Origin of the sequence: Mycolicibacterium wolinskyi, assembly GCF_002101965.1 — a bacterium.
GTDB lineage: Bacteria > Actinomycetota > Actinomycetes > Mycobacteriales > Mycobacteriaceae > Mycobacterium > Mycobacterium wolinskyi.
This window is the reverse complement of record NZ_LQQA01000030.1, coordinates 321,849-345,597: the sequence shown is the minus strand read 5'-3', so window position 1 is coordinate 345,597 and position 23,749 is coordinate 321,849. Positions and strand designations below refer to the sequence as shown.

The 23,749-nt window shown below is 66.3% G+C and carries 25 protein-coding genes; 12 read left to right on the top strand and 13 right to left on the bottom strand.

Going from position 1 to position 23,749, the window contains the following annotated elements; all coding sequences use genetic code 11:
* Nucleotides 1-20 precede the first annotated feature (20 nt).
* A complete protein-coding gene (gene glmS / locus AWC31_RS25345; RefSeq protein ID WP_085146679.1) occupies nucleotides 21-1,886 on the bottom strand; it encodes a glutamine--fructose-6-phosphate transaminase (isomerizing) in 1,866 nt (621 codons plus the stop codon).
* A 67-nt stretch (nucleotides 1,887-1,953) separates the two neighbouring features.
* Here glmS and AWC31_RS25340 point away from each other — a divergent pair, with 67 nt between their 5' ends.
* Both AWC31_RS25340 and AWC31_RS25335 read left to right on the top strand, forming a co-directional pair.
* On the top strand, nucleotides 1,954-2,796 hold the full coding sequence (locus AWC31_RS25340) for a dienelactone hydrolase family protein (protein ID WP_085146677.1): 843 nt from the start codon (nucleotides 1,954-1,956) through the stop codon (nucleotides 2,794-2,796).
* Nucleotides 2,797-2,834: 38 nt separating this feature from the next.
* Complete coding sequence (locus AWC31_RS25335) at nucleotides 2,835-3,875, top strand: LLM class F420-dependent oxidoreductase (RefSeq protein WP_085146675.1); 1,041 nt, start codon at nucleotides 2,835-2,837, stop codon at nucleotides 3,873-3,875.
* On the opposite strand, the gene AWC31_RS25330 is transcribed toward AWC31_RS25335, so the two are convergent.
* The gene (locus tag AWC31_RS25330) at nucleotides 3,872-4,588 is read right to left on the bottom strand and encodes an SDR family oxidoreductase (protein ID WP_085146674.1); all 717 of its coding nucleotides are present in this window, start codon (nucleotides 4,586-4,588) and stop codon (nucleotides 3,872-3,874) included. The genes AWC31_RS25335 and AWC31_RS25330 overlap by 4 nt on opposite strands.
* A 70-nt stretch (nucleotides 4,589-4,658) precedes the next feature.
* On the opposite strand from AWC31_RS25330, the gene AWC31_RS25325 reads away from it, so the two are divergent.
* Together AWC31_RS25325 and AWC31_RS25320 are read left to right on the top strand one after the other, a co-directional pair.
* Nucleotides 4,659-5,537: a LysR family transcriptional regulator gene (locus AWC31_RS25325; RefSeq protein WP_085146672.1), complete on the top strand. Its 879-nt coding sequence runs from the start codon at nucleotides 4,659-4,661 to the stop codon at nucleotides 5,535-5,537.
* Nucleotides 5,538-5,652: 115 nt separating this feature from the next.
* Nucleotides 5,653-6,429, top strand: a complete 777-nt coding sequence (locus AWC31_RS25320) for a hypothetical protein (RefSeq protein WP_085146670.1) — start codon at nucleotides 5,653-5,655, stop codon at nucleotides 6,427-6,429.
* A 64-nt stretch (nucleotides 6,430-6,493) separates the two neighbouring features.
* Here the strand turns inward: AWC31_RS25320 and AWC31_RS25315 are convergent, their stop codons facing one another.
* From AWC31_RS25315 to adhP, 7 genes are all read right to left on the bottom strand, one after another.
* The gene (locus AWC31_RS25315) at nucleotides 6,494-7,885 is read right to left on the bottom strand and encodes a hypothetical protein (RefSeq protein ID WP_085146667.1); all 1,392 of its coding nucleotides are present in this window, start codon (nucleotides 7,883-7,885) and stop codon (nucleotides 6,494-6,496) included.
* 3 nt (nucleotides 7,886-7,888) lie between these two features.
* Nucleotides 7,889-8,194 carry a DUF7162 family protein gene (locus AWC31_RS25310; RefSeq protein ID WP_085146664.1) on the bottom strand — a complete coding sequence of 102 codons (306 nt, stop codon included), beginning with the start codon at nucleotides 8,192-8,194 and terminating at the stop codon, nucleotides 7,889-7,891.
* 41 nt (nucleotides 8,195-8,235) lie between these two features.
* Entirely contained in the window at nucleotides 8,236-9,573 is a 1,338-nt protein-coding gene (gene glmM / locus AWC31_RS25305) for a phosphoglucosamine mutase (protein WP_085146662.1), read from the bottom strand.
* Nucleotides 9,574-9,724: 151 nt separating this feature from the next.
* Nucleotides 9,725-10,150: a hypothetical protein gene (locus AWC31_RS25300; protein ID WP_085146660.1), complete on the bottom strand. Its 426-nt coding sequence runs from the start codon at nucleotides 10,148-10,150 to the stop codon at nucleotides 9,725-9,727.
* Between the two features lie 335 nt (nucleotides 10,151-10,485).
* Nucleotides 10,486-10,947: a 30S ribosomal protein S9 gene (rpsI, locus tag AWC31_RS25295; RefSeq protein WP_084356365.1), complete on the bottom strand. Its 462-nt coding sequence runs from the start codon at nucleotides 10,945-10,947 to the stop codon at nucleotides 10,486-10,488.
* The gene (gene rplM / locus AWC31_RS25290) at nucleotides 10,944-11,387 is read right to left on the bottom strand and encodes a 50S ribosomal protein L13 (protein ID WP_067842570.1); all 444 of its coding nucleotides are present in this window, start codon (nucleotides 11,385-11,387) and stop codon (nucleotides 10,944-10,946) included. The genes rpsI and rplM overlap by 4 nt, the downstream gene beginning before the upstream one ends.
* A gap of 237 nt (nucleotides 11,388-11,624) precedes the next feature.
* Entirely contained in the window at nucleotides 11,625-12,659 is a 1,035-nt protein-coding gene (gene adhP / locus AWC31_RS25285; protein WP_234816992.1) for an alcohol dehydrogenase AdhP, read from the bottom strand.
* A 250-nt stretch (nucleotides 12,660-12,909) separates the two neighbouring features.
* Between adhP and AWC31_RS25280 the strand changes: the two genes are divergently transcribed.
* From AWC31_RS25280 to AWC31_RS25245, 8 genes are read left to right on the top strand one after another with little or no spacing between them, the layout of a single operon-like run.
* Complete coding sequence (locus AWC31_RS25280; RefSeq protein WP_085146656.1) at nucleotides 12,910-13,791, top strand: ABC transporter permease; 882 nt, start codon at nucleotides 12,910-12,912, stop codon at nucleotides 13,789-13,791.
* Complete coding sequence (locus AWC31_RS25275; RefSeq protein WP_110775248.1) at nucleotides 13,779-14,576, top strand: ABC transporter permease; 798 nt, start codon at nucleotides 13,779-13,781, stop codon at nucleotides 14,574-14,576. Before AWC31_RS25280 ends, AWC31_RS25275 begins: the two co-directional genes overlap by 13 nt.
* Nucleotides 14,577-14,616: 40 nt before the next feature.
* A complete protein-coding gene (locus AWC31_RS25270; RefSeq protein ID WP_085146654.1) occupies nucleotides 14,617-15,687 on the top strand; it encodes an ABC transporter substrate-binding protein in 1,071 nt (356 codons plus the stop codon).
* Entirely contained in the window at nucleotides 15,687-16,760 is a 1,074-nt protein-coding gene (locus AWC31_RS25265; protein WP_085146652.1) for an ABC transporter ATP-binding protein, read from the top strand. The genes AWC31_RS25270 and AWC31_RS25265 overlap by 1 nt, the downstream gene beginning before the upstream one ends.
* Before the next feature lie 46 nt (nucleotides 16,761-16,806).
* Nucleotides 16,807-17,607 carry a carbon-nitrogen hydrolase family protein gene (locus AWC31_RS25260; protein ID WP_085147303.1) on the top strand — a complete coding sequence of 267 codons (801 nt, stop codon included), beginning with the start codon at nucleotides 16,807-16,809 and terminating at the stop codon, nucleotides 17,605-17,607.
* Nucleotides 17,607-18,281: an RraA family protein gene (locus AWC31_RS25255; protein WP_085146651.1), complete on the top strand. Its 675-nt coding sequence runs from the start codon at nucleotides 17,607-17,609 to the stop codon at nucleotides 18,279-18,281. Before AWC31_RS25260 ends, AWC31_RS25255 begins: the two co-directional genes overlap by 1 nt.
* A 38-nt stretch (nucleotides 18,282-18,319) precedes the next feature.
* Entirely contained in the window at nucleotides 18,320-19,054 is a 735-nt protein-coding gene (locus tag AWC31_RS25250) for a 3-keto-5-aminohexanoate cleavage protein (protein ID WP_085146649.1), read from the top strand.
* A 34-nt stretch (nucleotides 19,055-19,088) separates the two neighbouring features.
* Entirely contained in the window at nucleotides 19,089-19,562 is a 474-nt protein-coding gene (locus tag AWC31_RS25245) for an Lrp/AsnC family transcriptional regulator (RefSeq protein WP_085146647.1), read from the top strand.
* On the opposite strand, the gene AWC31_RS25240 is transcribed toward AWC31_RS25245, so the two are convergent.
* From AWC31_RS25240 to eat, 4 genes are read right to left on the bottom strand one after another with little or no spacing between them, the layout of a single operon-like run.
* Entirely contained in the window at nucleotides 19,505-20,140 is a 636-nt protein-coding gene (locus tag AWC31_RS25240; RefSeq protein WP_207626426.1) for an Lrp/AsnC family transcriptional regulator, read from the bottom strand. The two genes, AWC31_RS25245 and AWC31_RS25240, sit on opposite strands and share 58 nt — an antisense overlap.
* Entirely contained in the window at nucleotides 20,137-20,910 is a 774-nt protein-coding gene (eutC, locus tag AWC31_RS25235) for an ethanolamine ammonia-lyase subunit EutC (protein ID WP_085146646.1), read from the bottom strand. Before eutC ends, AWC31_RS25240 begins: the two co-directional genes overlap by 4 nt.
* Nucleotides 20,907-22,322 (bottom strand): ethanolamine ammonia-lyase subunit EutB, encoded by a 1,416-nt coding sequence (locus AWC31_RS25230; protein ID WP_085146645.1) that lies wholly within the window; start codon nucleotides 22,320-22,322, stop codon nucleotides 20,907-20,909. Before AWC31_RS25230 ends, eutC begins: the two co-directional genes overlap by 4 nt.
* A complete protein-coding gene (gene eat, locus AWC31_RS25225; protein WP_067842536.1) occupies nucleotides 22,319-23,731 on the bottom strand; it encodes an ethanolamine permease in 1,413 nt (470 codons plus the stop codon). Before eat ends, AWC31_RS25230 begins: the two co-directional genes overlap by 4 nt.
* Between the last annotated feature and the right edge of the window lie 18 nt (nucleotides 23,732-23,749).

Here is a 23,749-nt window from a genome sequence, read left to right as displayed (position 1 = left end):
CACGTTGGACGAAACGATGATTATTCGACGGTGACGGACTTGGCGAGGTTGCGCGGCTTGTCGACGTCATAGCCGCGGGCCCGGGCCACGCCGGCCGCGAACACCTGCAGCGGGATCGTCGACAGGAGCGGCTGGAAAAGCGTTGAGACAGCCGGGATCTCGATCAAATGATCGGCGTACGGCCGCACCGTGTCGTCGCCTTCCTCGGCGATGACCACCGTGATCGCCCCGCGCGCCTGGATCTCCCGGATGTTCGACAACAGCTTGGCGTGCAGCGTCTGGGCGTTCTTGGGCGACGGCATCACCACGATCACCGGAAGGTTCTCGTCGATCAGCGCGATCGGGCCGTGCTTGAGTTCGCCGGCCGCGAAGCCCTCGGCATGCATGTACGCGAGCTCCTTGAGCTTGAGCGCACCCTCCAGCGCCACCGGATAACCGACGTGACGGCCCAGGAACAGCACCGTCGACGATGGCGCGAACCGTTGCGCCAACTGGCCCACCGGAGCGATGCCGGCCAGCACGCGGGCAACCAGATCCGGCATGGATTCCAGTTCGCGGTACTCGCGCTCGACCTCGTCGGGGTATTTGGTTCCGCGGGCCTGCGCCAGCGCCAGGCCGACGAGGTAGTTGGCCGCGATCTGGGCGAGGAACGTCTTGGTGGCGGCCACGCCGATCTCGGGCCCGGCGCGGGTGTAGAGCACCGCGTCGGCCTCGCGCGGGATCTGGCTGCCGTTGGTGTTGCAGATGGCCAGCACCTTGGCCTTCTGGGTCTTGGCGTGCCGCACGGCTTCGAGCGTGTCGGCGGTTTCGCCGGACTGCGAGATCGCGATCACGAGCGTGCTGCGGTCCAGCACCGGGTCGCGGTAGCGGAACTCGCTGGCGAGCTCGACCTCGACGGGCAGCCGCGTCCAGTGCTCGATCGCGTACTTGGCCAGCAGGCCCGAGTGGTAGGCCGTACCGCACGCGACGATGAACACCTTGTCGATCTCGCGGAGTTCCTGATCGCTCATCCGCTGCTCGTCGAGCACGATCCGCCCGTCGACGAAATGGCCGAGCAGGGTGTCGGCGACCGCCGTCGGCTGCTCGGCGATCTCCTTGAGCATGAAGTAGTCGTAGCCGCCCTTTTCGGCGGCGGACAGATCCCAGTCGATGTGGAATTCGCGGTAGTCAACGTCGGTGTTGCCGTAGAAGTCGCTGATCCTGTAGCCGTCGGCGGTCAGCACCACGGCCTGGTCCTGTCCGAGTTCGACGGCGTTGCGGGTGTGCTCGATGAACGCGGCCACATCGGAGCCGAGGAACATCTCGTTCTCACCCACGCCGAGCACCAGCGGGGTGGACCGGCGCGCCGCCACGATGGTTCCGGGATCGTCGGCGTTGGCGAACACGAGCGTGAAGTGGCCCTCGAGGCGCTGCAGGACGGCCAGCACCGACGCGGGGAAATCACCCGCGGTGTCGCCGTGCGTGTACTGCCGGGCGACCAGGTGGACTGCGACCTCGGTGTCGGTGTCGCTGGCGAACTCCACGCCGGCGGCCTCGAGCTCGAAACGCAAGGCGGCGAAGTTCTCGATGATGCCGTTGTGGACGACGGCGATCTTGCCCGCCGCGTCGCGGTGCGGATGGGCGTTGCGGTCGGTCGGCCTGCCGTGCGTCGCCCAGCGGGTGTGGCCGAGGCCCGTACTGCCGGTCAGGGTGCTGTCATCGGTCTCGGCGAGGGCGGCTTCGAGGTTGGCCAGCCGGCCGGCGCGCCGCCGCACCGTCAATCCGCCGCGACCGTCGATCAGGGCGATACCTGCGGAGTCATAACCGCGGTACTCCATGCGGCGCAGCGCGTCGACCACGATGTCGCGGGCCGGGCGCGCCCCGACGTAGCCGACGATTCCACACATAGGGATCCAGGGTAGTGCAACACCCACCTGGCACCCGATTCCGTGAGGTGTGGGCTACGGTCAACGGGTGGCCAGCACCAAGAAGCTCTTCGCTGCGTTGACCCGCCGCGGGCCGCACCGCGTACTGCGCGGTGACCTGGCTTTCGCCGGCGTGCCGGGTGTCGTCTACACCCCGGAATCCGGCCTGAACCTGGCCGGTGTGGCGTTCGCCCACGACTGGATGGCAAAGTCCGACAACTACACCAAGACGCTCGAGCACCTGGCGTCCTGGGGCATCGTCGCGGCGGCGCCCAACACCGAGACCGGGCTGGCCCCGTCGGTGCTCAACCTCGCATTCGACCTGGGCGCGGCGCTCGACATCGTCAGCGGGGTGCGGCTGGGGCCGGGCAAGATCAGCGTCCACCCGACGAAACGCGGCCTCGTCGGCCACGGGTTCGGCGCGTCGGCCGCGGTGTTCGCCGCGGCGGGCATGCCGAACAAGCCCAAAGCCGTCGCCGCGCTGTTCCCTACGATCACCAAACCGCCTGCCGAGCAGCCTGCGGCGACGCTGCAGGTGCCGGGCTTGGTGCTGACGGATCCGGGCGATCCCATGACGTTGCGCTCGAATGCCGTCGAGCTCTCGCGGGCGTGGGAGGGCGCGACGCTGCGCACGGTCGACGACATCAAGGCCGGTGGGCTGATGGAGGGACGCCGGCTGGCCCGCGTCCTCGGCCTGCCCGGTGCCCACCGCGGCACCCAGAAGATCGTGCGTGCGCTGCTGACCGGCTACCTGCTCGCGACGCTCGCCGGTGACAAGACGTACAAGGATTTCGCCGACCCCGAGGTTCAGCTGCCCCACACCCAGACCCCCGACCCCAACGCGGATCCCGTCGCGCTGGAGGACAAGGTCGTCGCGCTCCTCAAGCCCTGAGCACACCCCAACCAACCGGTTGGGTATATAACTCGGTGATGCGGACAGGCATCTTTCTGAGTTATGCCGGTGGTTTCAAAGAGGCCGCCGACCAGGTCGTCGAACTGGAGAAAGTCGGCGTCGACATCGCGCTCGTGGCCGAGGCGTACTCGTACGACGCGATCAGCCAGCTCGGCTACCTGGCCGCCAAGACCTCGACCATCGAACTCGGCACCGGGGTGGTACCGATCTACACCAGGACTCCCTCACTGCTGGCGATGACGGCAGCCGGGGTCGACTACGTGTCCGACGGGCGGTTCCGCCTTGGCATCGGCACGTCGGGCCCGCAGGTGATGGAAGGCTTTCACGGCGTGCCGTTCGACGCTCCGCTCGGCCGCACGCGCGAGGTGGTCGAGATCTGCCGGCAGGTGTGGCGTCGCGAGAATGTCCACTACGACGGCAAGTACTACCAACTCCCGCTGCCGGCCGATCGCGGGACCGGCCTCGGCAAATCGCTGCACTTGATCAATCATCCGGTGCGCGAACGCATTCCGATCACCATCGCGGCCCTTGGACCGAACAACGTCGAACTGACGGCCGAGATCGCCGAGGGCTGGCAGCCCGTGTTCTACTTCCCCGAGAAGGCCGATGACGTGTGGGGCGAGGCGCTGCGCGCGGGCTTCGCCAAACGCGATGCGGAACTCGGTCCGCTCGATGTCATGGTGAGCGCAAGCCTGGCAATCGGCGATGACGTCGACGACCGGCTGGCGTGGGCGAAACCCCAACTGGCCCTGTACATCGGCGGCATGGGCGCCCGGGGTAAGAACTTCTACCACAACCTCGCCACCCGGTACGGGTTCGGCGAGGTGGCCGACCGCATCCAGGACCTCTACCTCGCGGGCAAGAAGACCGAAGCCATCGACGCGGTACCCGATGAGCTCGTCCGTAACGTATCGCTGGTCGGGCCAAAGGGTTTCGTCAAGGAGCGGTTGGCCGCCTACGCTGACGCCGGCGTGACGACGCTGCTGGTGCACCCGCTGGCGTCCGACAGCGCCGAATCAGTGCGGTTCTGTGCGGAATTGGTGTCGTTGGCGCGTTAGACCAGGACTGTGCCGCCGTCGACCGTGAGCACCACGCCCGTGCCGAACTCCTGCTCCATGAAGTAGACGTAGGCCAACGCGGTGTCGGTGGGGTCACCGATCCGCCCCACCGGAAGCTGTTGTGCGTACCGCTCGACGATCGCCTGACGGTCGGCGTCGCTCAACGCCGACCACAGCGGCGTCACGATCGGGCCGGGCGCGACGGCGTTGACCCGCAGTGGTGCCAGTTCGATGGCCAACGCCCGGGTCATCGCGTTGATGGCACCGCACACCGCGGTGGGCAGAACGCCCAATCCGGGCTTCTCCGCGGCCGTGCCGCTCGTGAGGGTGATCGAGCCACCCGTGTTGATCCGCGGCGCGAAGACCCGTATCGCCTGCAATTGGCCGATGAACCGGGTGCCGAAGAAGCCGGTGATCGCCTCGGGGGTGAGATCGTTGAATCCGATCATCTCCAGAGCCTCGCCCGCGGAGAACACCAGGTGATCGATCGGCCCTACCTCCTTGGCCAACCGGTCCAGCGACTCGGGGTCCGTCAGATCGACGGTCGAACCGCGGGCGTCGTCAGGCAACGTGGCCAATGCGTTGTCGACACTGGACTGCTTGCGCGACACCACGATCGGAACGCCGCCACGGTCGGCGACGGCAGACGCGACACCCAGGCCGATGCCCGATGTGCCGCCGATGATCAGGACGCGTGCGTTCTTGAGGTTCATGTCTCCACTGTCGAGTCGGCGGCCGGGTTCGTCCAAGACCCTTTTCGTCGCCCGGCGATACCCTTGAGGTATGAGCAGCAGCGATCTCGATCTGCGCAAACTGCGGTACTTCGTCGCGGTCGCCGAAGAGTTGAACTTCGGCCGCGCGGCCCAGCGCCTGCACATCGCGCAACCAGTGCTGTCCCGCCAGATCCGGGCATTCGAGGACGAACTCGGTGCGCAGCTGTTCACGCGCGGTTCGCGCGGCACTCAGCTGACCCCGGCGGGGACGCAACTCCTGCAGGACGCCAAGGTTCTGCTCGATGAGGCGAAGGCGTTGCGCCAGCGGCTGTCTCGCGTCGCGGCACCGACCGTGACGGTGACGGTCGGGGTGATGCCGGGGCTGCGGGCTACGGCAGCCGCGACGGCGTTCGAAGCCGCCGGCCCGGGCCGGCGCGCGGTGGTGCGCCAGGTGGGCTGGAACGAGCAGGTCGAGGTGGTGCGCAGCGGCGAGGTCGATGTGGTCTACGCCCGCGAGCCGATCGACCACCGCGGCCTCGGCACCGCACCGCTGCTGGAGGAACCGCTCGATGCCCTCCTGCCCGCCGACGATCCGCTGGCCGCGCGGTCATCGGTGCGGTTGGCCGACCTGACCGACCGACTATTGCTGCAGGACCCCGCCACACTTCCGGAATGGCGTACACAGGCTACGGCCGATCAGCGCTGGGCGCCGCCGCGCGCCACGGTGTGCACCGTCGAGGACAAACTCGAACACGTCGCCGCGCGCGAAGGGTTCGTCGTGCTGCCACGGTCGACGACGGCCTATTACCGGCGCCCCGACGTCCGGGTGGTGCCGGTAGACGATCTTCGTCCCAGCCACGTCACCCTGATCTGGAATGCGGCCGTCGACAATCCGGTTCGCGACGCATTCGTGGCTGCCGCACTCGCGTGCCGCGACGACACGATCTGACTGACCGCCATGGAGTAGGACCGCGCCGGCGCGGCGAAAAATGCAGTAGGGCATTACTGCATCCATGCCCTCGCGGCGGCATGACTATGGTCCGAGACAGTGGAAGGACGGACACATGCGTCATGCAACCCCATCGCTCGCCCTCGCCGGCGCCCTCGTATTGCCCCTGGTCGCTGTACCGCCCGACGCCGACGCCATGCGAACCGAAGTTCGCGCGGTGCAACCCGCAGCCGTCGCCAGATACGCCCCCGACGCCCTGCTTGTGCACCTTGGCCGAACCGCGGTCACTGCGGTTCCGCCGGGCGATCAGGCGGTGAGTGGCCAACTCGCCAACGCCACTTCAGCGGCGACGAGTGTCGATTGGCGGGCGTTGATCTCAACGATCACGAGCACCGCTGCCGCCGTGATCCTCGCCCCGGTTGTCGTCGCGTTCGTGGGCCTCGCGTGGGTGATATCGCAGATTCAGAACTTCTTTTACAACCGCGAAAACGCAACTCCCGCAGCGCTTCCACCGACTGATACACCCGTCCAGGCCAAGCGCAACGCGCCGACCGAGCCCGCAGCGGTAGACGAGCAACCCACAAAGCCAAGGACTGCGAAGTCTTCGGCCAAGCCAACCGAACGCGAGCTGACCAAGCCTGCCCAGCGAGCACCGACACCTCGACCCGTGGTCCGCGAGTCGCTGGGAGACGGAGAGCGGCTCCGCGTTCTGGCTCCGGGGCCCGATGATCGCCGATCGACCACCCGCCACACCGCAGCCGATGATGGAGTGACCAAGTCCAAATCCACCCCGCGCGCAGCGTCGCCGGCCGCCAAGTCATCGGCCGATCGCGACTCTGATCATGGCGAACGCGACAACAAACGTGACGATTCGTCCAAACATCACCGGTGATATCACGTTCTGCAACCATCTACCGGTTCCGCTGAGGTGCTGATGTGACCAGTGTGGTCATCGATCACTGACCGACCTGCGGCAGCTCGTCAGCCGCGATCTCACACGGTGTCTCCCCCTCTGGCGCGGCGAGCGGTTCAGCGGCCGGCTCAGCAGGCGGCGGCGTCGTGGGGACCGGCTCAGGCGGAGCCGCCGGCGGCTCAACGCTTCCCACCTGTTCCGGCGCGACGGGCGCATCCTCGATCTCCTCGACGGGCTCGTCCTCAGCGGCCGCGTCGTCCTCGCCTTCCTCCTCTTCCTCGCCTTCGTCGATCTCCGGCTCCTCAGAGTCCTCGGCCACCTCGTCGTCGAGGTCCAGCGGCTCGTCACCGAGCGGATCCTCGTCCGGCAATCCCTCGGCAGCCGATCCGATCAGTCCACCGAACAGGTCGGCGAGCTGTTGGCCGGTGCCCGCCAAACCGGCACCCATGTCAGGCAAACCGCCGCCGGCACCGGGCAATCCCGCGCCGAGCGTCTGCCCGAGGCCGGGCGGTGTCAACGGCTCGACCGGTGCGGCCGGCGGCGGCGGTGCAGGCGCGGACACACCTGCTGGGCTCATCGTCGGCGGTGGAGCCGACCAACTCGGCGCCGAAGGCCACGACGGCGCACTGCTCGGGCCCGGAGTGAAGCCGGCGGGCACCGTCGGAGCACTCGCGGCGCCGACCGGCGGTGCGTCGTCACGGACCGCGGCGTCGCGCGCCGCAGCGCCAGGAGACCACGCCGGGCCGAGCGCCCCGGGTATCTCGAACACCGGGACCGGCCCGGACCTGAGCGCGGCCAGGGCCGCATCGTAGGCATCGGCCACCGCGGTCGTCGCGGCGCGCATCACCGTAAGCCATTCGCCGGCAATCGCGTTGTCCACGAAGGGCTTCACCTGCTGGTCGATGAGTTCGCTGGCGGTCGACCGGTCCCCCAACCCGGTGGTCACCGTACGCGCCGCAGCCAGCCACATACCACGCTGCGCGCCGTGACGGCCCTCGATCTGCTGGGTGACAGTCACTTTGCGCTCGACCGCCGACCGCAACTCGTCGGAGAGTTGAGCCAGTGTGGACGCGGCAGCGCGCAGTGCGGTGACGGCGTGTCCGGCGGAGATCGCATGGCGCTGCAGGAAATCGCCAGACGCTCGTGCCCCACTGCCATGCCAACCGTCAGACAGTACGCGAATCTGCTTGTCCTGCAATCGCAATGCCGGCTCCATCGATACCGCTGCGGCCGTCAGCGCCGCACATTCGTTGTCGATCGCCCGCAGATCCAAACCTCGTTCGGTGTCGTACCACTCGTGCACCTGGCGGGCGTGGCCGGTGAGGTCCTGATGGTGGTAGCCGAGCAGCCGGCAGGCCCACACGTATTCGGCCAACGTGTCGACGGCGGGGCGCCCGGGCGCCAAAAGGTCTGTGGTGTCGATGTTCAGCGCCACCGGTCAGCCCACCCGGCTCGCTGCCCTGCCGTCCGCGGCAAGATACCGATCCGCCGAGGCGCGCAGCACGGCGCCGATCTCCCCCGCCGCGCGGGCCCATTCTCCGAGCGGTTCGGCCAGATCGTCGAGGGCGGAACGCACGGCGTCGCCCTGGGCAACATGGGCCTGGCCAGCCGCCGATCCGTCGAAAGCCGCTCTGCTCAACCGCGTCCGGACGGTGGCGTCGACGATGTCTGCCGCGGCCTCGTACTGCCGCGCCGCGTCCATGAGTGCCTCGACGTCGATACGGGCAGCGTCAACTACTCCCATATCCGGTTAGACGCGGACGGGGCCCGACGGGTTCCGTCGAATCAGCGTTGATGGCTGACAGATTCAGCCACCCGCACCGCGAGCTGGCGCGCGGTGTTCTCATCGGCGGCCTCGACCATCACCCGGACCACCTGCTCGGTGCCCGACGGCCGCAGCAGGATGCGTCCGGTGTCGCCGAGTTCCGCCTCGGCCTGCGCCACCGCCGACTGCACCGACGGGGCCTTCGCCACGGTCGCCTTGTCGGCGACCTCGACGTTGATCAGAACTTGCGGCAACGTCTGCATCGGGGCAGCGAGCGCCGCCAGCGTCGAGCGGGTCTGCGCCATCCGCGACATGAGCCGCAGGCCGGTCACGATGCCGTCACCCGTCGTACCGAGGCCGGGCATCACGATGTGGCCGGACTGCTCGCCACCGAGCGAGAACTCGCCGGCCCGCAGCTCTTCGAGGACGTAGCGGTCACCGACGCTCGTGGTGCGGACCTCGATACCGGCCGCACGCATGGCCAGATGCAGGCCGAGGTTACTCATCACCGTGGCCACCAACGTGTTGGACGCCAACTCGTCGGCTTCTTGCATGGCCAGGGCGAGCACGACCATGATCGCGTCGCCGTCGATCACCTGCCCGGTCGCGTCGACTGCGAGGCAGCGGTCGGCGTCGCCGTCGTGGGCCAGTCCGAGATCGGCACCGTGCTCGACGACCGCGGCCTGCAGCACCTCCATGTGGGTGGAGCCGCAGCCGTCGTTGATGTTGAGGCCGTTGGGCTCGGCGTTGATCGCGATGACGTTGGCGCCCGCGGCCCGGTAGGCGCGGGGCGCGGCCGCCGATCCGGCGCCGTGCGCACAGTCGACGACGACGGTCAGCCCCTCAAGCCGCGTCGTGACGGCCTTACTCACGTGGCGCAGATAGCGGTCCAGCGCGTCCTCTGCGTCGACCACCCGGCCGAGGCCCGCGCCCGTCGGCCGCTGCCCCGGACCCGCGTTCACCAGTTCTTCGATGCGGTCCTCGGTTGCGTCGTCGAGCTTGTGCCCGCCCGGGCCGAAGATCTTGATGCCGTTGTCGGGCATCGGGTTGTGCGACGCGGAGATCATCACGCCGAAGTCGGCGTCGTAGGCGCTGGTCAGGTACGCCACCGCGGGGGTGGGCAGGACTCCGACGCGCAGGGCGTCGACACCCTCGCTGGTGAGGCCCGCGATGACCGCGGCTTCCAGCATCTCGCCGCTCGCCCGCGGGTCACGCCCGACCACGGCGACCCGCCGCCCGTGTCCGGCGGCGTTGCCGAGTCGCCGGGCAGCCGCGGAACCCAGCGCCAGCGCGAGCTCCGCGGTCAGATCGCGATTTGCGACGCCGCGCACGCCGTCGGTGCCGAACAGTCGAGCCATGCCCTTAAACTTCTCATAATTTCCCGCCCGAAACACAACCGACGAGGTCAACGACCGTGCCGCGGCCGAATCGGTACCGGATCGAGACAAAGAGAATCGCCGCCCGCTCCCATCGTCTGGGTGCGGACGGCGATTCACCTAGCTGCGAGGCCTAGCTGCCTTCACCACTGCCTTCCTCGGCGGGGGCCGGAGCACTCCCGGTCTCCTCGGCGGTGCCGGAGCCCTCGGAGCCCTCTGCCGCGCCCTCGGGCTGTTCGGCCGCGCCGTCGGCGGGTGCGCCCTCGTTCTGCTTGAACTCGACCGCGCCAACGTTGTTGTTGCAGACATTCTGCTGCGTGCCGCTGGCGTCGACGTTCTGCGCGACCGTGGTCACCTGGGCCACCTCACCGTCGCAGACGCCTGCGGCGATCTGGGCCGCGGTGCCGATCGGCACGTCTTCGAGTACGCCTGCGGTGCCGAGTGCGAGATCCACCTGACCGTCATTCGGCTGAGCGTTGGCGATGCCCATTCCGGCGGACAGGAACAGCGCCCCACCGAATGCGGCGCCGACTGTCACTCGCTTGATAGTGCTCTTCATCAACTACTCCCTTTCAGTCAGGAAGCGGTCCGGTCCCCCAACGAGCTGACTGACTCGCACCGGCGGCAGATTCGGCCTGCCTGGGCGCGCTTCCACGCCCCCGCCTCGACCCAAGGGTTTTTCACATTTGCGTCCGATGTCAAACCAAGATCAGCCGATGATTCGCGTGAATATCGACAATCGAATTAGCTCGCTATTCGGCGAAGATCGCCGTGAGCAGGAATAGGTCAAACTTGCTCGCCGCCGAAGGTCATTACTGAAAATGCCGACATCGACAGAATAAAAAACCGCCGAGCGTGGGTGATCCCACGCTCGGCGGCATAAGGCTGTACAGATCAGCGCTTGCTGTACTGAGGCGCCTTGCGGGCCTTCTTGAGGCCGTACTTCTTGCGCTCGATGGCACGCGGGTCACGCGTCAGGAACCCGGCGCGCTTCAGCGCGGGACGATCCTCCGGCTGCACCAGGATGAGGGCACGCGCGATCGCGAGGCGCAGCGCACCGGCCTGGCCGGACGGGCCGCCACCATCGAGATGGGCGTAGATGTCGAACTGCTCCAGCCGATCGACGGTCACCAGCGGGGCCTTGATCAGCTGCTGGTGCACCTTGTTCGGGAAGTAGTTCTCCAGGGTGCGGCCGTCCAGGTTGAACTGGCCGGTGCCGGGCACCAAGCGAACCCGCACCACGGCCTCCTTGCGGCGGCCGACGGTCTGGATGGGACGGTCGATGATGACCGGCTCGCGCGGCTCGGCGGCCTCGGTCACGACCTCTGTCACCTCGGTCTCTGTCACTTCGGTCACTGGGCCACCTGCTTGATTTCGAACGGAACCGGCTGCTGCGCGGCGTGCGGATGATCAGGACCCGCGTACACCTTCAGCTTCTTCTGGATCTGCCGGCCGAGCTTGTTGTGCGGGAGCATGCCGACGATCGCGTTCTCGACGACGCGGGTCGGGTGCTTCTCCAGCAACTCACCGATGGTGCGCTTACGCAGGCCGCCGGGGTAACCCGAGTGGCGGTAAGCGAACTTGTTGGTGAGCTTGTCGCCGCTGACGGCGATCTTCTCGGCATTGATGACGATGACGAAGTCGCCACCATCGACATTGGGCGTGAATGTCGGCTTGTGCTTGCCGCGCAGCAGCTTGGCTGCTTCGACGGCGAGCCGGCCGAGCACCACGTCTTGGGCGTCGATGACGTACCACGAACGCGTGGTGTCACCCGCCTTCGGCGTGTAAGTAGGCACAGTGCTTACCTTCTCTTCTCGGGTTGAGTGCCGGTCAGGCATGTGCACTGGGATTCCCGGCGACCGACATTGACCCGGGGCCCGATTGCCCATGAGGGCAGCACACGCCAACGGAGCAGCTTACCGGCCGCTGTACGCGCAGGTCAAAACGCGGTTGCGGGGGCCGAGCGTTGGCTTGTGTTCGAGATTCTCACGAAATCTCGAACACAAGCCAACACTGGGCGTGTGGCGCCAGGACTATCGGTAGTCGATGACCACCCGGCCGTCGATCTTGCCCTGTTCCATGCGGCCGAACACCTCGTTGATGTCGTCGAGTGACGCAGTTTCGACCGTCGGATGGACCAGCCCACGGGCGAAGAAGTCCAGCGCCTCGGCCATATCCTGGCGCGATCCGACGATCGAGCCACGGATCGTGAGCCCCTTGAGCACGATGTCGAAGATCGGCGCCGGGAAATCCCCTGGCGGCAGGCCGACGAACACAATGGTGCCGCCGCGGCGAGCCAACCCGATGGCCTGACCGAACGCCTGCGGGTGCACCGCGGTCACCAGCACCCCGTGCGCGCCGCCGGTCGCCGCCTGCACCTCGGCCACGACGTCGGCGGTCTTTGCGTTGACCGTCACCTCGGCGCCCAACCGGCCCGCCAACGCCAGCTTGTCGTCGTCGATGTCGATCGCGATCACGCGCAACCCCATCGCGCGCGCGTACTGCACCGCGACGTGGCCCAAGCCGCCGATCCCGGAAATCGCCACCCACTGCCCCGGCTGCGTGTCCGTCACCTTCAGGCCTTTGTAGACGGTGACTCCGGCACACAGGATCGGTGCGACCTCGACCGGGTCGACGCCTTCAGGGATGCGTGCGGCGAAGGCCGCGTTCACCAGCATGTACGAACCGAAGCTGCCGTTGACGCTGTAGCCGCCGTTCTGCTGGCTCTCACACAGCGTCTCCCACCCCGTCCGGCAGTACTCGCAACTGCCGCAGGCCGACCACAGCCAGGCATTGCCCACCTTGTCGCCGACCTTGAGGTCGGCCACGCCGGGGCCCAGAGCCACGACCGTTCCGTAGCCCTCGTGGCCTGGAACAAATGGCGGAGTGGGTTTGACGGGCCAATCACCGTGTGCCGCATGAAGATCCGTATGACACACTCCCGAGGTCTCCAGTTTGACCAGGGCTTCCCCTGGGCCGGGGGTGGGCCGGGGAACGTCGGAAACCTCAAGCGGGGCACCGAATTCAGTGACCACCGCAGCGCGCATCGTCTCAGATGTCGGAGTCATGACCTCCAGTCAACACCTATTCGGCGCGTCTCACTCCAATTCGGTGACACGCCGCACACGCCAACAGCACAGCTAACCGGCCGGTGTCCATCCAGGTCAAAACGCGCTTCGAGGCCGCCACACCGGACGACTGCGATATGCGCACAGATGTAACGCGTCAACCACTGATCTCGAAGCGAGAAGCGCTCCCAGCCACCTCGGCTCAGCAGAACAATGATCACACCCGACCAGCCAGAGAGTGAATCAGCCGATGACCATTACCGACGCGCGGCGTTCCAGTAGGCACCAGACGCTCACCGCTTGGCCGCTGCTAGCGCCGGGACTGCTGATCGTTTGTGTGCTGGCCGTGCTCCCGCTCCTGCTGGTCGCCCGCAACAGCGTCGCGGAGGCGGACCGTTACGGCCAGGTGCGCGGCGGGTTCACCTTCGAGAACTTCACCCGACTGGCCGATCCGGTGTACGCGAAGACGCTTGTCTACAGCCTCGCCATGGCGGCGCTCAACACGATCTTCTGCCTCATCGTCGGATACATCGTCGCGTACTACACGGTTTCCCAACCCGCTCATCGCCAACCGTTGATCCTGCTACTCATCATCGTGCCGTTCTGGACCGACTTCCTGGTGCGCACGTTCGCGTGGATGACGCTGCTCGGGTCAGACGGTCCCGTCCTCGGCCTGCTCCGAATATTCGGCGATGCGGGCGATCCCCTTGTGCCGAGCCAGACCGCCGTCATGCTGGCGCTGCTCTACGCATTCTTGCCGACCGCAATCTTTCCCATCTACGCGTCGATGCGCGGCATCGACCCGTCACTGCGTGAGGCGGCCGCCGACTTGGGCTGCGGGTGGTGGCGCACCCATTTCAGGGTGATCGCACCACTGAGTTCAGCCGGGATCGTCGCCGCCGCGCTGTTGATCTTCGTTCCTACCCTGGGGGTGTTTGTGATCCCGGTGCTTCTCGGCGGCGGAAAGAGCCTGCTGGTCGGCAACCTGATCGTCACGCTCTACACCGAATTCCGCAATCAGCCAATGGGCGCAGCACTGTCCATGGTCGTGCTCATCCTCATGATTGCCTCGATCGGCATCGCCGGGCTGATCCTGAAGTTCCGTAACAGGAGCGCACGATGGACCGCCTGACGGGCTGGGTCGCCAAGGCGGCCTTGGTTTTTCTGTACGTACCGATCGTGGCCGTCGTGGTGTACTCGTTCAACGCGTCGGAAACCAGCAGTCGGTGGGGCGGATTCAGCGTCAAGTGGTACGGCGAGGTGTTCACCGACCGCGCACTTCTGAAAACCCTGCAGACGAGTTTCACCGTTGGAGCCATCGCCGCGGCGGTTGCGACGACGGTCGGCTTCCTCACAGCTTTCGGCCTCGCCCGTTACCGGGTGAAGGGGCGGACGTTGTTCCTCGGCGCGGTCCTGCTTCCCCTTGTCCTCCCCGAGATCGTCCTCGGCGCAGCATTACTCACCGTATTCAGTACCGTCCAGCTGCCGCTCGGCATTCCGACCATCGTGCTCGGCCACATCGTCATCTCGTTGCCCCTGACGACGTTGATCCTGATGGGTGCGATCAGCTCCCTGGACAGCTCGCTCTCCGAAGCGTCCGCAGACCTCGGCTGCACACCGTGGCAAACCTTCATCCGCGTGCTTTTCCCACTGCTGCGGTCGTCGATTTTCGCCGCGTTCCTACTGGCGTTCACGACATCGTTTTCCAACATCGTCATTTCGACCTTCACCAGCGGCGTCGGCTCGACAACGTTGCCCCTGCGCATCTACAGCCTGCTGAAGACCGGTATCACACCCGAGATCAACGCGCTCGGCGCAATGTTGATAGTCGCGACCGTGCTGCTCATCTTCGCCGTCGGCATCCGACAGATGCGGCGGATTCTCGTCGGCTACGAAAATGCCGGCCAATCCAGCTGACTCGTTCACTTCCTAACTCGCCACACGAAAGGGCACCACCATGCAGAAGACAACCAGGCCGAAACGACGCATCGCATGTATCGCGCTCGCGGTGGCGTCGGCGCTCGCCCTGACCGCGTGCGGCGGCAGTGATTCAGGCGAGCCGAACGAGCTCAACCTGTACGCATGGGCCGGCGAAGTTCCCGATTCCGTCATCGAAGCATTCGAGAAGGAAACCGGCATATCGGTCAACGTAGACACGTTCGACAGCAACGAGACGATGATTGCCAAGCTCTCGGCGGGCAACACCGGCTACGACATTGTCGAACCCAGCCAGTACGCCGTCCAGAATCTGGCGGGACAGAACCTCGTCGACCCGATCGACTACAGCCGGGTTCAGGGCATGGACAATGTCATGGACAAGTTCGTCAATCCGGGCTTCGACCCGGAGAACAAGCATGCCGTTCCGTGGGTTTGGGGTACCACGGGCCTGCTGTACAACCAGGCGTGTACGAAAGCTCCACTGACAAGCTGGAATTCGCTGTTCGATCCCGCCTACCGCGGCAAGATCTACATGCTCGACAACATGCTGGCGAGCTACATCGTCGGCCTGCAATCGACCGGATCGAGCGCAACGTCGACCGATGAAGCCGAGATCGAAAGAGCCACCGAGAAGCTCCTCCAACAGAAACCCCTACTCGCGGGTTACAACTCGACGAACTACTACGACCTGGTGGCCGCAGGCGACGCGTGCGCGTCACTGGCTTGGGGCGGTTCGTCAGTCGGCAAGGTCGTCGCGGCCAACCCGGACGTGAAATACACACTTCCCGTAGAAGGCGGCACCCTGTGGGTGGACAGTTTCTCCATCGCCAAGGGAGCACCTCACCCGGACGCCGCATATCAGTGGTTGAACTTCGTTCTCCGGCCGGAAGTCGGCGCGATGGCAACCAACGACGGATCGCTCGCCACCACCAACCAGGCTGCACAGACACTGATCACCGATCCGAGCGTGCGCGAGAACCCCGCGATCTTCGTCTCCGACGATCAACTTCGAAAGGCTGAATTCATCCTCGATCCGGGTGAGGCGATGAAGTACTACCAGGACGGCTGGACCAGGATCAAGGCCTCCTGATGTCCACGTCGGCGATCCGCCTTTCCGGGATCACGAAGTCTTTCGGCGACGCTACCGTTGTTCATCCGCTCGACCTCGAAATCGGTCAGCACGAGTTCTTTTCGATCCTGGGCCCCTCGGGGTGCGGAAAAACGACACTCATGCGCATGATCGCCGGCTTCGAGACGCCATCAGCCGGCGAGATCGAGCTGGCCGGAACGTCGGTGACCGACGTGCCGACTCGAAAACGCGACCTGAACATGGTGTTTCAAAGCTATGCCCTGTTCCCCCATCTGACCGTGGCCGAGAACGTGGCATTCGAACTGCGGGTCAAACGGGTACCAAAGTTGGAGGTTGTGGAGCGGGTCGACGCTGCGCTCAAGCTCGTACGGCTTGAGGCGCTCGCGAATCGCAAGCCCACACAACTCTCGGGCGGCCAACGTCAACGCGTCGCACTTGCCCGCGCAGTTGTCGGGCGTCCCGCGGTCATTCTGCTCGATGAGCCGCTCGGCGCGCTCGATCTTCAGCTTCGCAAGGAGATGCAGATCGAACTCAAAAAGCTGCAACGCGAGGTGCACACCACCTTCGTCTACGTCACTCACGACCAAGAGGAGGCGTTGACCATGAGTGACCGCATCGCTGTCATGTCTGCCGGACGAATACTACAGATCGGCTCACCGACTGAAATTTACGAACATCCCGCTTCGCGCTTCGTCGCCTCGTTCATCGGTAGCTGCAACGTCATCGAGGCCGCAAAGGTCGGCGACAACATCGTCGTACCGGCTGTGGGGCCAGTCCCGGCCACAACCATCGGAGAGATCCCCGATGGTGCTGCGGTCGGTCTGGCGCTACGCCCCGAAAGAATCTCGATCGGGGCCACGCAGCCTGACGCGGACTTTGCGATCAGGGGCGCACTGACCGAATCGATCTACACCGGCGACGAGTGGCGGTTCGGCGTGCGCATCGCACCGGAGGCACACCTCGTGGCCACAGTACCGAGTGCACAGCTCACGCCCGAGCTGGCCGCGGTAGAGCCTGGCGGCACCCTGTGGCTCAGCTGGCGCGCCGCGGACGCCAAGGCGCTCGCCTCCTGAATCTGGAAGCGGTTCAACCACCTTCATCGTCTAGAAAGGAGTGGTCATGCGTGTTGCCATCGCGCAGTTCGGCCCCACCACCGACACGACGGCGAACCTCGCCGCCATCGACCGACTCACCGCCCACGCCGCCGCAGACAGCGCTGACGTGATCGTTTTCCCCGAGGAGGCGATGCTCAGCGTCGACGGTCTCGATCACCGGCTCTCCGAGCTGGTCGACCTGCAGTGGCCCCTTTTCGAGGCGCACCTTTCCGGTCTCGCCGAAAGTCACGACATCGCCATCATCGCGGGTGGCTATGAGCCGAACGGAACCTCTCGCCCCAACAACACACTCGTCGCGGTGGATTCGGGCGGTGACGTCCTCACCCGCTACCGCAAGCTGCACCTGTATGACGCGTTTGCGTATCGCGAATCCGACTACGTGACACCGGGCCCCACGTTGCCGCCGGTAGTCGACCTCGCGGGATTGCGCATCGGACTGGTGAACTGTTACGACCTTCGGTTCCCAGAACTCACTCGCCACTTGATCTCGCAAGGCGCTGAACTCATTTCGGTGTCAGCCGCATGGATGTCGGGGCACCGCAAGGCAGACCATTGGGAAACGTTGGTGCGTGCCCGTGCAATCGAGAACACCGTCTGGGTCGCGGCTGCGGGCACCATTTCGTCCGCGTGCATCGGCGATTCGCTGGTGGTCGATCCGCTCGGGGTGGTGAAGGCGGCACTCGGCGACGAACCGGAGGCCGTGGTCACCGTCGAGATTTCGACCGCGCGGACCCAGGCTGTTCGCAGCGTCTTGCCGGCACTCGACAACCGGCGTATCGAGCTCACGATGACGGTGACCTCGTGATGACACCGATCACCTTCAATTCCGCTCCCCCGCGGCTGGATCCGTCGCTCGTCGGCAAGCTCGAGCGAGTCTCGTTCCCGACGCTCGGGCACTACCTCGAAGAAGGCTTCGTCGATCCGTCACTCGTGCGTCAGGCGGGATCCGGCCGGGTCGTGGGCCGGGCGGTAACCGTTCGCACGACCGCTACCGACTCGACGATGTTGCATCATGCGGCCGGTTACCTGGAGCCGGGTGACGTACTCGTGATCGACACCGGCGGCGACAGGCGCCACGCCCCGGTCGGTCTCGTCATCGCCGCCACTGCGGCAGCGCGCGGCGCACGTGGGATCGTCGTCGACGGCGTCGTCACCGATGTCGACGAAATCGCCGAGCTTGGGATACCGGTATACGCCTACGGCCGCAGCATGTTGACCACCAAGCTGCACGGCATCGACGCCGGCGGCCATCACGTAGCTGTCTCCATCGGCGGAGTGGCTGTCAGTTCGGGCGATGTCGTACTGGCTGACGTGAACGGGGTTTTCATCGGCGCCGCCGCCGTACTCGCGCAGGTGATCGACGTTGCGCTGCAAGACGATGCGGAGGAACCCGCACTCATCGATCGAATCCGGGCAGGTGCGCGGCTCGGGGAGGAAACGGGCGCGACGAAAGCCCTTTTGGACCTGCGCCAGCAGTGACGAGGGACGAAGGACAACGTCGACAAGGAGCTTGCGAGATGTTTTTGAAAGCCGCGATCAACGGCGGGCGTTCCCGCGCGGAGGCGCCGACGGTGCCACTGACCCCGGAGGAGATCGCGACAGATGCCTCACGGGCCATCTCACTGGGCGCAGCGGTGGTCCATGCTCACGCGCGCACCGCCGATGGTGGACAAAGCATCCACCCCGACGATATCGGCGCGATGGTGCGTGCTGTCCGGGCCACGGACACCTCGGTGATCATCGGCACGACGACCGGGCTGTGGACGTGTTCCGGTCATGACGAACGCATGCGCCATGTTGCCGGTTGGCCCGACGGCGCACTCCCCGACTTCGCGTCGGTCGCATTCTCCGAGGAGGGAGCCGCCGAGGCCGCGCAACTGTTGGTATCCCGAGGCGTCGTGCTGGAGAGCGCGGTCTGGTCCATCGACGATGTACCGAGCCTGCTGTCCTCACCGACACTGCATCAGAACGTCCGGATCCTCATCGAGCCCGAGACTGCGGACCCGGACCAGGCGATCGCCGAGTGCAGACAGATCGCCGCGATTCTCCGCGACGCCGGCGCGACGTGTTCGATCCTCTACCACGGACAGGACGGTACGGCGTGGCCTGTGCTGCGCGCCGCGGTCGAAGACGGTGTGGAGGCGCGGATCGGGCTCGAGGACGTGACATGTGATTCCGCGGGGAGCGCAGCCGACAACGCAGCCATGATCTCCGAGGCGCTGGCAATCGGACGGAGTTGCCCCGACAGTTAGCCGACACGGAGGATATCCTCGGCGAGAGGCTGACATGTTCGATGAGACGGATCGCGCAATAATCGCGATGCTCGGCCGCGATGGGCGCCGGACCTTCACATCCATCGCGGCAGAGCTGGAGGTGAGCGAGGCGACCGTGCGCGGCCGTGTCGCCAAACTCCAAGAGCAGGAAGCGTTGCACATTGTCGCGCTGTGTAATCCGCTGACCCTCGGCCATCAATCGTTACGGCTGATGCTCGCCGTGCGTGACCACACACCGCGCTCCGTCGCCGTCGCACTCACTTCGATGCCGCTCGTCAATCACGTCGCATTGTGCACCGGTGCGCGCGATGTCTACGTGGAGGCCACCTGCCGAGACCTCACCCAGGTGCGCGCGCTTCTCGATGATGTCCGGCGCATTCCCGGCGTTGCCATCATGGACCTCTACGTGCTCACCGAGCTGTTCAAGGACTACTCGTGGTTGGGTTTACGCGGCGGCGTCGGGCAGGGCTCGACGGCACCGGCCTGACGGTTCGTGGCCTCGCGAAAACCCGCCCACAGGTAACTGTCCTCGAGGACCTCCAGGACGGTAGCCGTCTCGAGCCGTTCGATTCCCCGGATGCGCCGTACTGTTTCGTGCAGAAACTGTGACAGGTGATTGTTGTCTGCGCAGCGGACGTCGAGCATGAGGTCGAACGCACCCAGCGCCGCGCCGACGAATTTGACCTCGGGGTGCGCTGCAAGCTGGCGCGCGACGCTGTCCACTGTCACGCCGCGAACCTGGATCGAGATATGTGCCTCGATCTCGCCCAGTTTGGGCGCATCCGACATGCCGACAACCTGGACGATCCCAAGCTTTCGCAACCTGTTGTACCGAGAACGCACAGCTGCTTCACTGAGCCCCACGTACCGGCCGATCTCACCGAAAGACCTTCGGCCGTCGATGCGTAACTGATCGATGATGCGGCGGTCGATGCTGTCGGCGAGCTGAGGATCCACCCCGTCATTCTGCCCTTCAGTTACGGCCAGCCAAGCGCCGAGCGTGAACAAGATCGCGAGATTCTGGGGAAAACGCGCAATCTTGTTCACGTTCGGCGCTGCGGTCACTCCAATTCGGTGGCACCGCTCGGCCCGAGCGCGGCCGTGCGTGAGGTGTCCTTGAGGTCGACGCCGGAGCGGCCCAGTGCCAGCACGCCGTCGACCAGGCCCGCCGCGATACGCGCGGCCTCGGCGTAGCCGAGCCCGTCCGGCGGGTGGATGTTAGAGATGCAGTTGCGGTCGGCATCGGTACGGCCCGGCATCGGCAGGTGGGTCAGATAGATGCCGAGACTGTCAGCCACGCTCAGGCCGGGCCGCTCCCCGATGATCACGAGCACCGTCCGACAGCGCATCTGGGCTGCGATGTGGTCACCGAGCGCCACCCTGGCCTGCGTGGCGATCACCGGCGGGGCCAGGGTGTGGCGGTCGGCGAGTCGCGCGACCAATTCGGTCAGCAGCCCCGCACCGTGGTGGCTCAGCGCGGTCGGCGACAGCCCGTCGGCAAGCACGAAGCCGATGTCGGCCCCGGACTCGGGCACGTCCATGTCCGCTGCGGGCGTCCGGCCGAGATCGGGCCTGCGCAGGTACTCGTCGCGTGACGTCGCGCGGCTCGTCACCACGATCGGCTCGCCGATCCCGATGTCGCGGATCTCGGCGGCCAGCTTCTCGGTGTCGAGCGGTACGTGAACGGCATCGCGTGCGGCGGCGTGGGCCGCGGCCAGCTCGAGCACCTGACGGGTCGGCAACGCATTACCGGCTCGGCCAAGGCCGATCCTGGCCTGGGTGGTCTTACGTAGCTCATCCCAAAAGTCTTGGACGGCAGGGTTGTTCGTGCTCACATCGCCTCCGCCGAGGTCAACGACCGCAACACCGAACGCTCCAGGTCGAAGGGCGTCAACCGGCCGGTGTCGTCGACCATTCCCACACTGCGCAGCCACGATTCGAACTCCGGCGCGGGCCGCAGCCCGAGCGTGCGCCGGGTCACGAGCACATCGTGGAACGACAGGCTCTGGTAGCCGAGCATCACGTCGTCGGCACCAGGAACGGTGATCACGAATGCGACGCCGGCCGCGGCCAACAATGTCAGCAGCGTGTCCATGTCGTTCTGGTCGGCCTCGGCGTGGTTGGTGTAGCAGACGTCGACGCCCATCGGCAGGCCGAGCAGCTTGCCGCAGAAGTGGTCTTCGAGCCCGGCGCGGATGATCTGCTTGCCGTCGTAGAGGTACTCGGGGCCGATGAAGCCGACGACGGTGTTGACCAGCAACGGCTGCAGGTCACGCGCCACCGCGTAGGCGCGGGTCTCCAGGGTCTGCTGATCGACGGGCTTGCCGCCCACGCCGAGATGGGCGCCCGAACTCAACGCCGAGCCCTGGCCCGTCTCCAGGTACATGACGTTGTCGCCGACCGTGCCGCGGTTGAGCGAGCGGGCCGCGTCCCGGCCTTCCCGCAGCAACTGCAGGTTCACCCCGAACGCGGTGTTGGCGCCCTCGGTCCCGGCGATCGACTGGAACACCAGGTCCACCGGTGCACCCGCCTCGATCAGCCCGATCGTGGTGGTGATGTGCGACAGCACGCACGACTGCGCGGGGATGTCGTAGCGCGTGCGGATCGAGTCGAGCAGGTACAGCAGGTCGGCGGTGGCCTGCGGCGAATCGGTCGCCGGGTTGATCCCGATGACGGCGTCGCCGCAGCCCAGCAGCAGCCCGTCGAGCACCGCGGCGGCGATGCCGCGGGGATCGTCGGTCGGATGGTTGGGCTGCAGCCGGGTGGCCAGCGTGCCGGGGGCGCCGATCGTGGTGCGCAGCGCCGCGGTGACCTGCGCGGCCGCCGATACTGCGATCAGATCCTGATTGCGCATGATCTTGCTGACCGCCGCCACCATCTCCGGGGTCAAACCCGGTGCGACGGCGGCGAACTGCTCGGCACTGTGATCGTGCGAGGCGGTCTCCAACAGCCAGTCCCGGAACCCGCCGACCGTCAGGTGCGACACCGGCGAAAAGGCTTGGCGGTCATGGCTGTCGAAGATCAGCCGGGTCACCTCGTCGGTGTCGTACGGCACCACCTCTTCGTTGAGGAACGTGTCCAGCGGCAGGTCCGCGAGCACCCAGGCCGCCGCGGCCCGCTCGCCATCGTGTTCGGCTGCGCACCCGGCGAGTTGATCGCCCGAGCGCAACGGGGTGGCCTTGGCCATCACCTCGACGAGTCCGTCGAAGGTGTAGGTCACCCCCGAAACCTGCTGCCGGTACTTCACTTCAGTTCACTCTCCGCTTTGGCCAGTACTGCGAATTCCTCATCTGGCGAGTTGGCCACCAGGCGGTGGCGGCTGTACACGGCGAAATAGACCATGAACGCCGCGAACACCGCCAGGCACCAGCCCGCCGCGACGCGATCGACCAGGAACGTGGCGATGACCGCCAGGACCGCGACGACGAGTGCGAATCCGGTGGTGACCGCCCCGCCCGGCGTGCGGTACGGACGCGGCATGTCGGGTTCGCGACGCCGCAGCACGATGTGGCTGACCATCATCAGCACGTAGCTCACCGCGGCGCCGAACACCGCCATGTTGAGCAGCAGCGCGCCCTGGCCGGTCAGTGACAGGATGAAACCGATGACGCCGGGGATGATCAGCGCCAGCGTCGGTGCCTTGCGAGAGTTGGTCACCGACAGCACCTTTGGCAGATAGCCGGCCCGCGACAGCGCGAACAGCTGACGCGAGTAGGCGTAGATGATCGAGAAGAAGCTCGCGATCAGGCCAGCCAGGCCGATGTAGTTGACGACCTTGGCGGCCGTGCCGTCGCCCAGCGCCTCGACCAACGGGTTACCCGAATCCGACATCTCCTCGGCACCGCCCGCGCCGGTGGTCAGGAACAACACCGCCACACAGGTGACCAGCAGGACGGCCATGCCGGCGATGATGCCGCGCGGGACATTGCGCTCAGGGTTCGCGGTTTCCTCGGCCGCGAGCGGCACGCCCTCGATCGCCAGGAAGAACCAGATGGCGAACGGGATCGCGGCCCAGATGCCGAGGTAGCCGTGCGGCAGGAAGGCGGACGATCCCGCCGCGCTCTCGTCCACCGCGATGTTGGTCAGGTTGGCGACGTCGAAATGGCCGAGCGCGGCGATGGAGAACACCAACAGGCCGACGAGCGCGATGGCGGTGATCACGAACATCACCTTGAGCGCCTCGCCGACACCGGCCAGGTGGATGCCGATGAACAGGGCGTATGCGGCGAGGTAGACCCACCAGCCGCTCGTGATACCGAACAGCCCCAGCGACTCGACGTATGCCCCGATAAAGGTCGCGATGGCCGCGGGGGCGATCGCGTATTCGATGAGGATCGCGGTACCGGTCGCGAACCCGCCCCATGGGCCGAGCGCGCGACGGGCGAACGTGTAGCCACCGCCGGCGGCAGGCAGCGCCGAGGACAGTTCGGCCATACCCAGCACCAGCGCCAGGTACATGCCGGCGATGATCACCGCGGCGATCGCCAGCCCGCCGAAGCCGCCTTCGGCGAGGCCGAAGTTCCAGCCCGAGTAGTCACCGGACACCACATAGCTGACGCCGAGCCCGGCCAGCAGGACCCAGCCCGCTGTGCCGGATTTCAATTGGCGCTTCTGCAGATAATCTGCACTTTCCAGGTGCTCTTCCACACCCGCCATGGCAAACTCCCTTGTTTT

Excerpts from the sequence above, each read along its gene's own strand:
- glmS (WP_085146679.1), bottom strand. The coding sequence starts at position 1,886 with ATGTGTGGAATCGTCGGCTACGTCGGGGCGCGCCCGGCCCGCGACATC.
- AWC31_RS25335 (WP_085146675.1), top strand. The coding sequence starts at position 2,835 with ATGCGGACAGGCATCTTTCTGAGTTATGCCGGTGGTTTCAAAGAGGCC.
- AWC31_RS25330 (WP_085146674.1), bottom strand. The coding sequence starts at position 4,588 with ATGAACCTCAAGAACGCACGCGTCCTGATCATCGGCGGCACATCGGGC.
- AWC31_RS25325 (WP_085146672.1), top strand. The coding sequence starts at position 4,659 with ATGAGCAGCAGCGATCTCGATCTGCGCAAACTGCGGTACTTCGTCGCG.
- AWC31_RS25320 (WP_085146670.1), top strand. The coding sequence starts at position 5,653 with ATGCGTCATGCAACCCCATCGCTCGCCCTCGCCGGCGCCCTCGTATTG.
- AWC31_RS25310 (WP_085146664.1), bottom strand. The coding sequence starts at position 8,194 with ATGGGAGTAGTTGACGCTGCCCGTATCGACGTCGAGGCACTCATGGAC.
- glmM (WP_085146662.1), bottom strand. The coding sequence starts at position 9,573 with ATGGCTCGACTGTTCGGCACCGACGGCGTGCGCGGCGTCGCAAATCGC.
- AWC31_RS25300 (WP_085146660.1), bottom strand. The coding sequence starts at position 10,150 with ATGAAGAGCACTATCAAGCGAGTGACAGTCGGCGCCGCATTCGGTGGG.
- adhP (WP_234816992.1), bottom strand. The coding sequence starts at position 12,659 with ATGACTCCGACATCTGAGACGATGCGCGCTGCGGTGGTCACTGAATTC.
- AWC31_RS25280 (WP_085146656.1), top strand. The coding sequence starts at position 12,910 with ATGACCATTACCGACGCGCGGCGTTCCAGTAGGCACCAGACGCTCACC.
- AWC31_RS25275 (WP_110775248.1), top strand. The coding sequence starts at position 13,779 with ATGGACCGCCTGACGGGCTGGGTCGCCAAGGCGGCCTTGGTTTTTCTG.
- AWC31_RS25270 (WP_085146654.1), top strand. The coding sequence starts at position 14,617 with ATGCAGAAGACAACCAGGCCGAAACGACGCATCGCATGTATCGCGCTC.
- AWC31_RS25265 (WP_085146652.1), top strand. The coding sequence starts at position 15,687 with ATGTCCACGTCGGCGATCCGCCTTTCCGGGATCACGAAGTCTTTCGGC.
- AWC31_RS25260 (WP_085147303.1), top strand. The coding sequence starts at position 16,807 with ATGCGTGTTGCCATCGCGCAGTTCGGCCCCACCACCGACACGACGGCG.
- AWC31_RS25255 (WP_085146651.1), top strand. The coding sequence starts at position 17,607 with ATGACACCGATCACCTTCAATTCCGCTCCCCCGCGGCTGGATCCGTCG.
- AWC31_RS25250 (WP_085146649.1), top strand. The coding sequence starts at position 18,320 with ATGTTTTTGAAAGCCGCGATCAACGGCGGGCGTTCCCGCGCGGAGGCG.
- AWC31_RS25245 (WP_085146647.1), top strand. The coding sequence starts at position 19,089 with ATGTTCGATGAGACGGATCGCGCAATAATCGCGATGCTCGGCCGCGAT.
- eat (WP_067842536.1), bottom strand. The coding sequence starts at position 23,731 with ATGGCGGGTGTGGAAGAGCACCTGGAAAGTGCAGATTATCTGCAGAAG.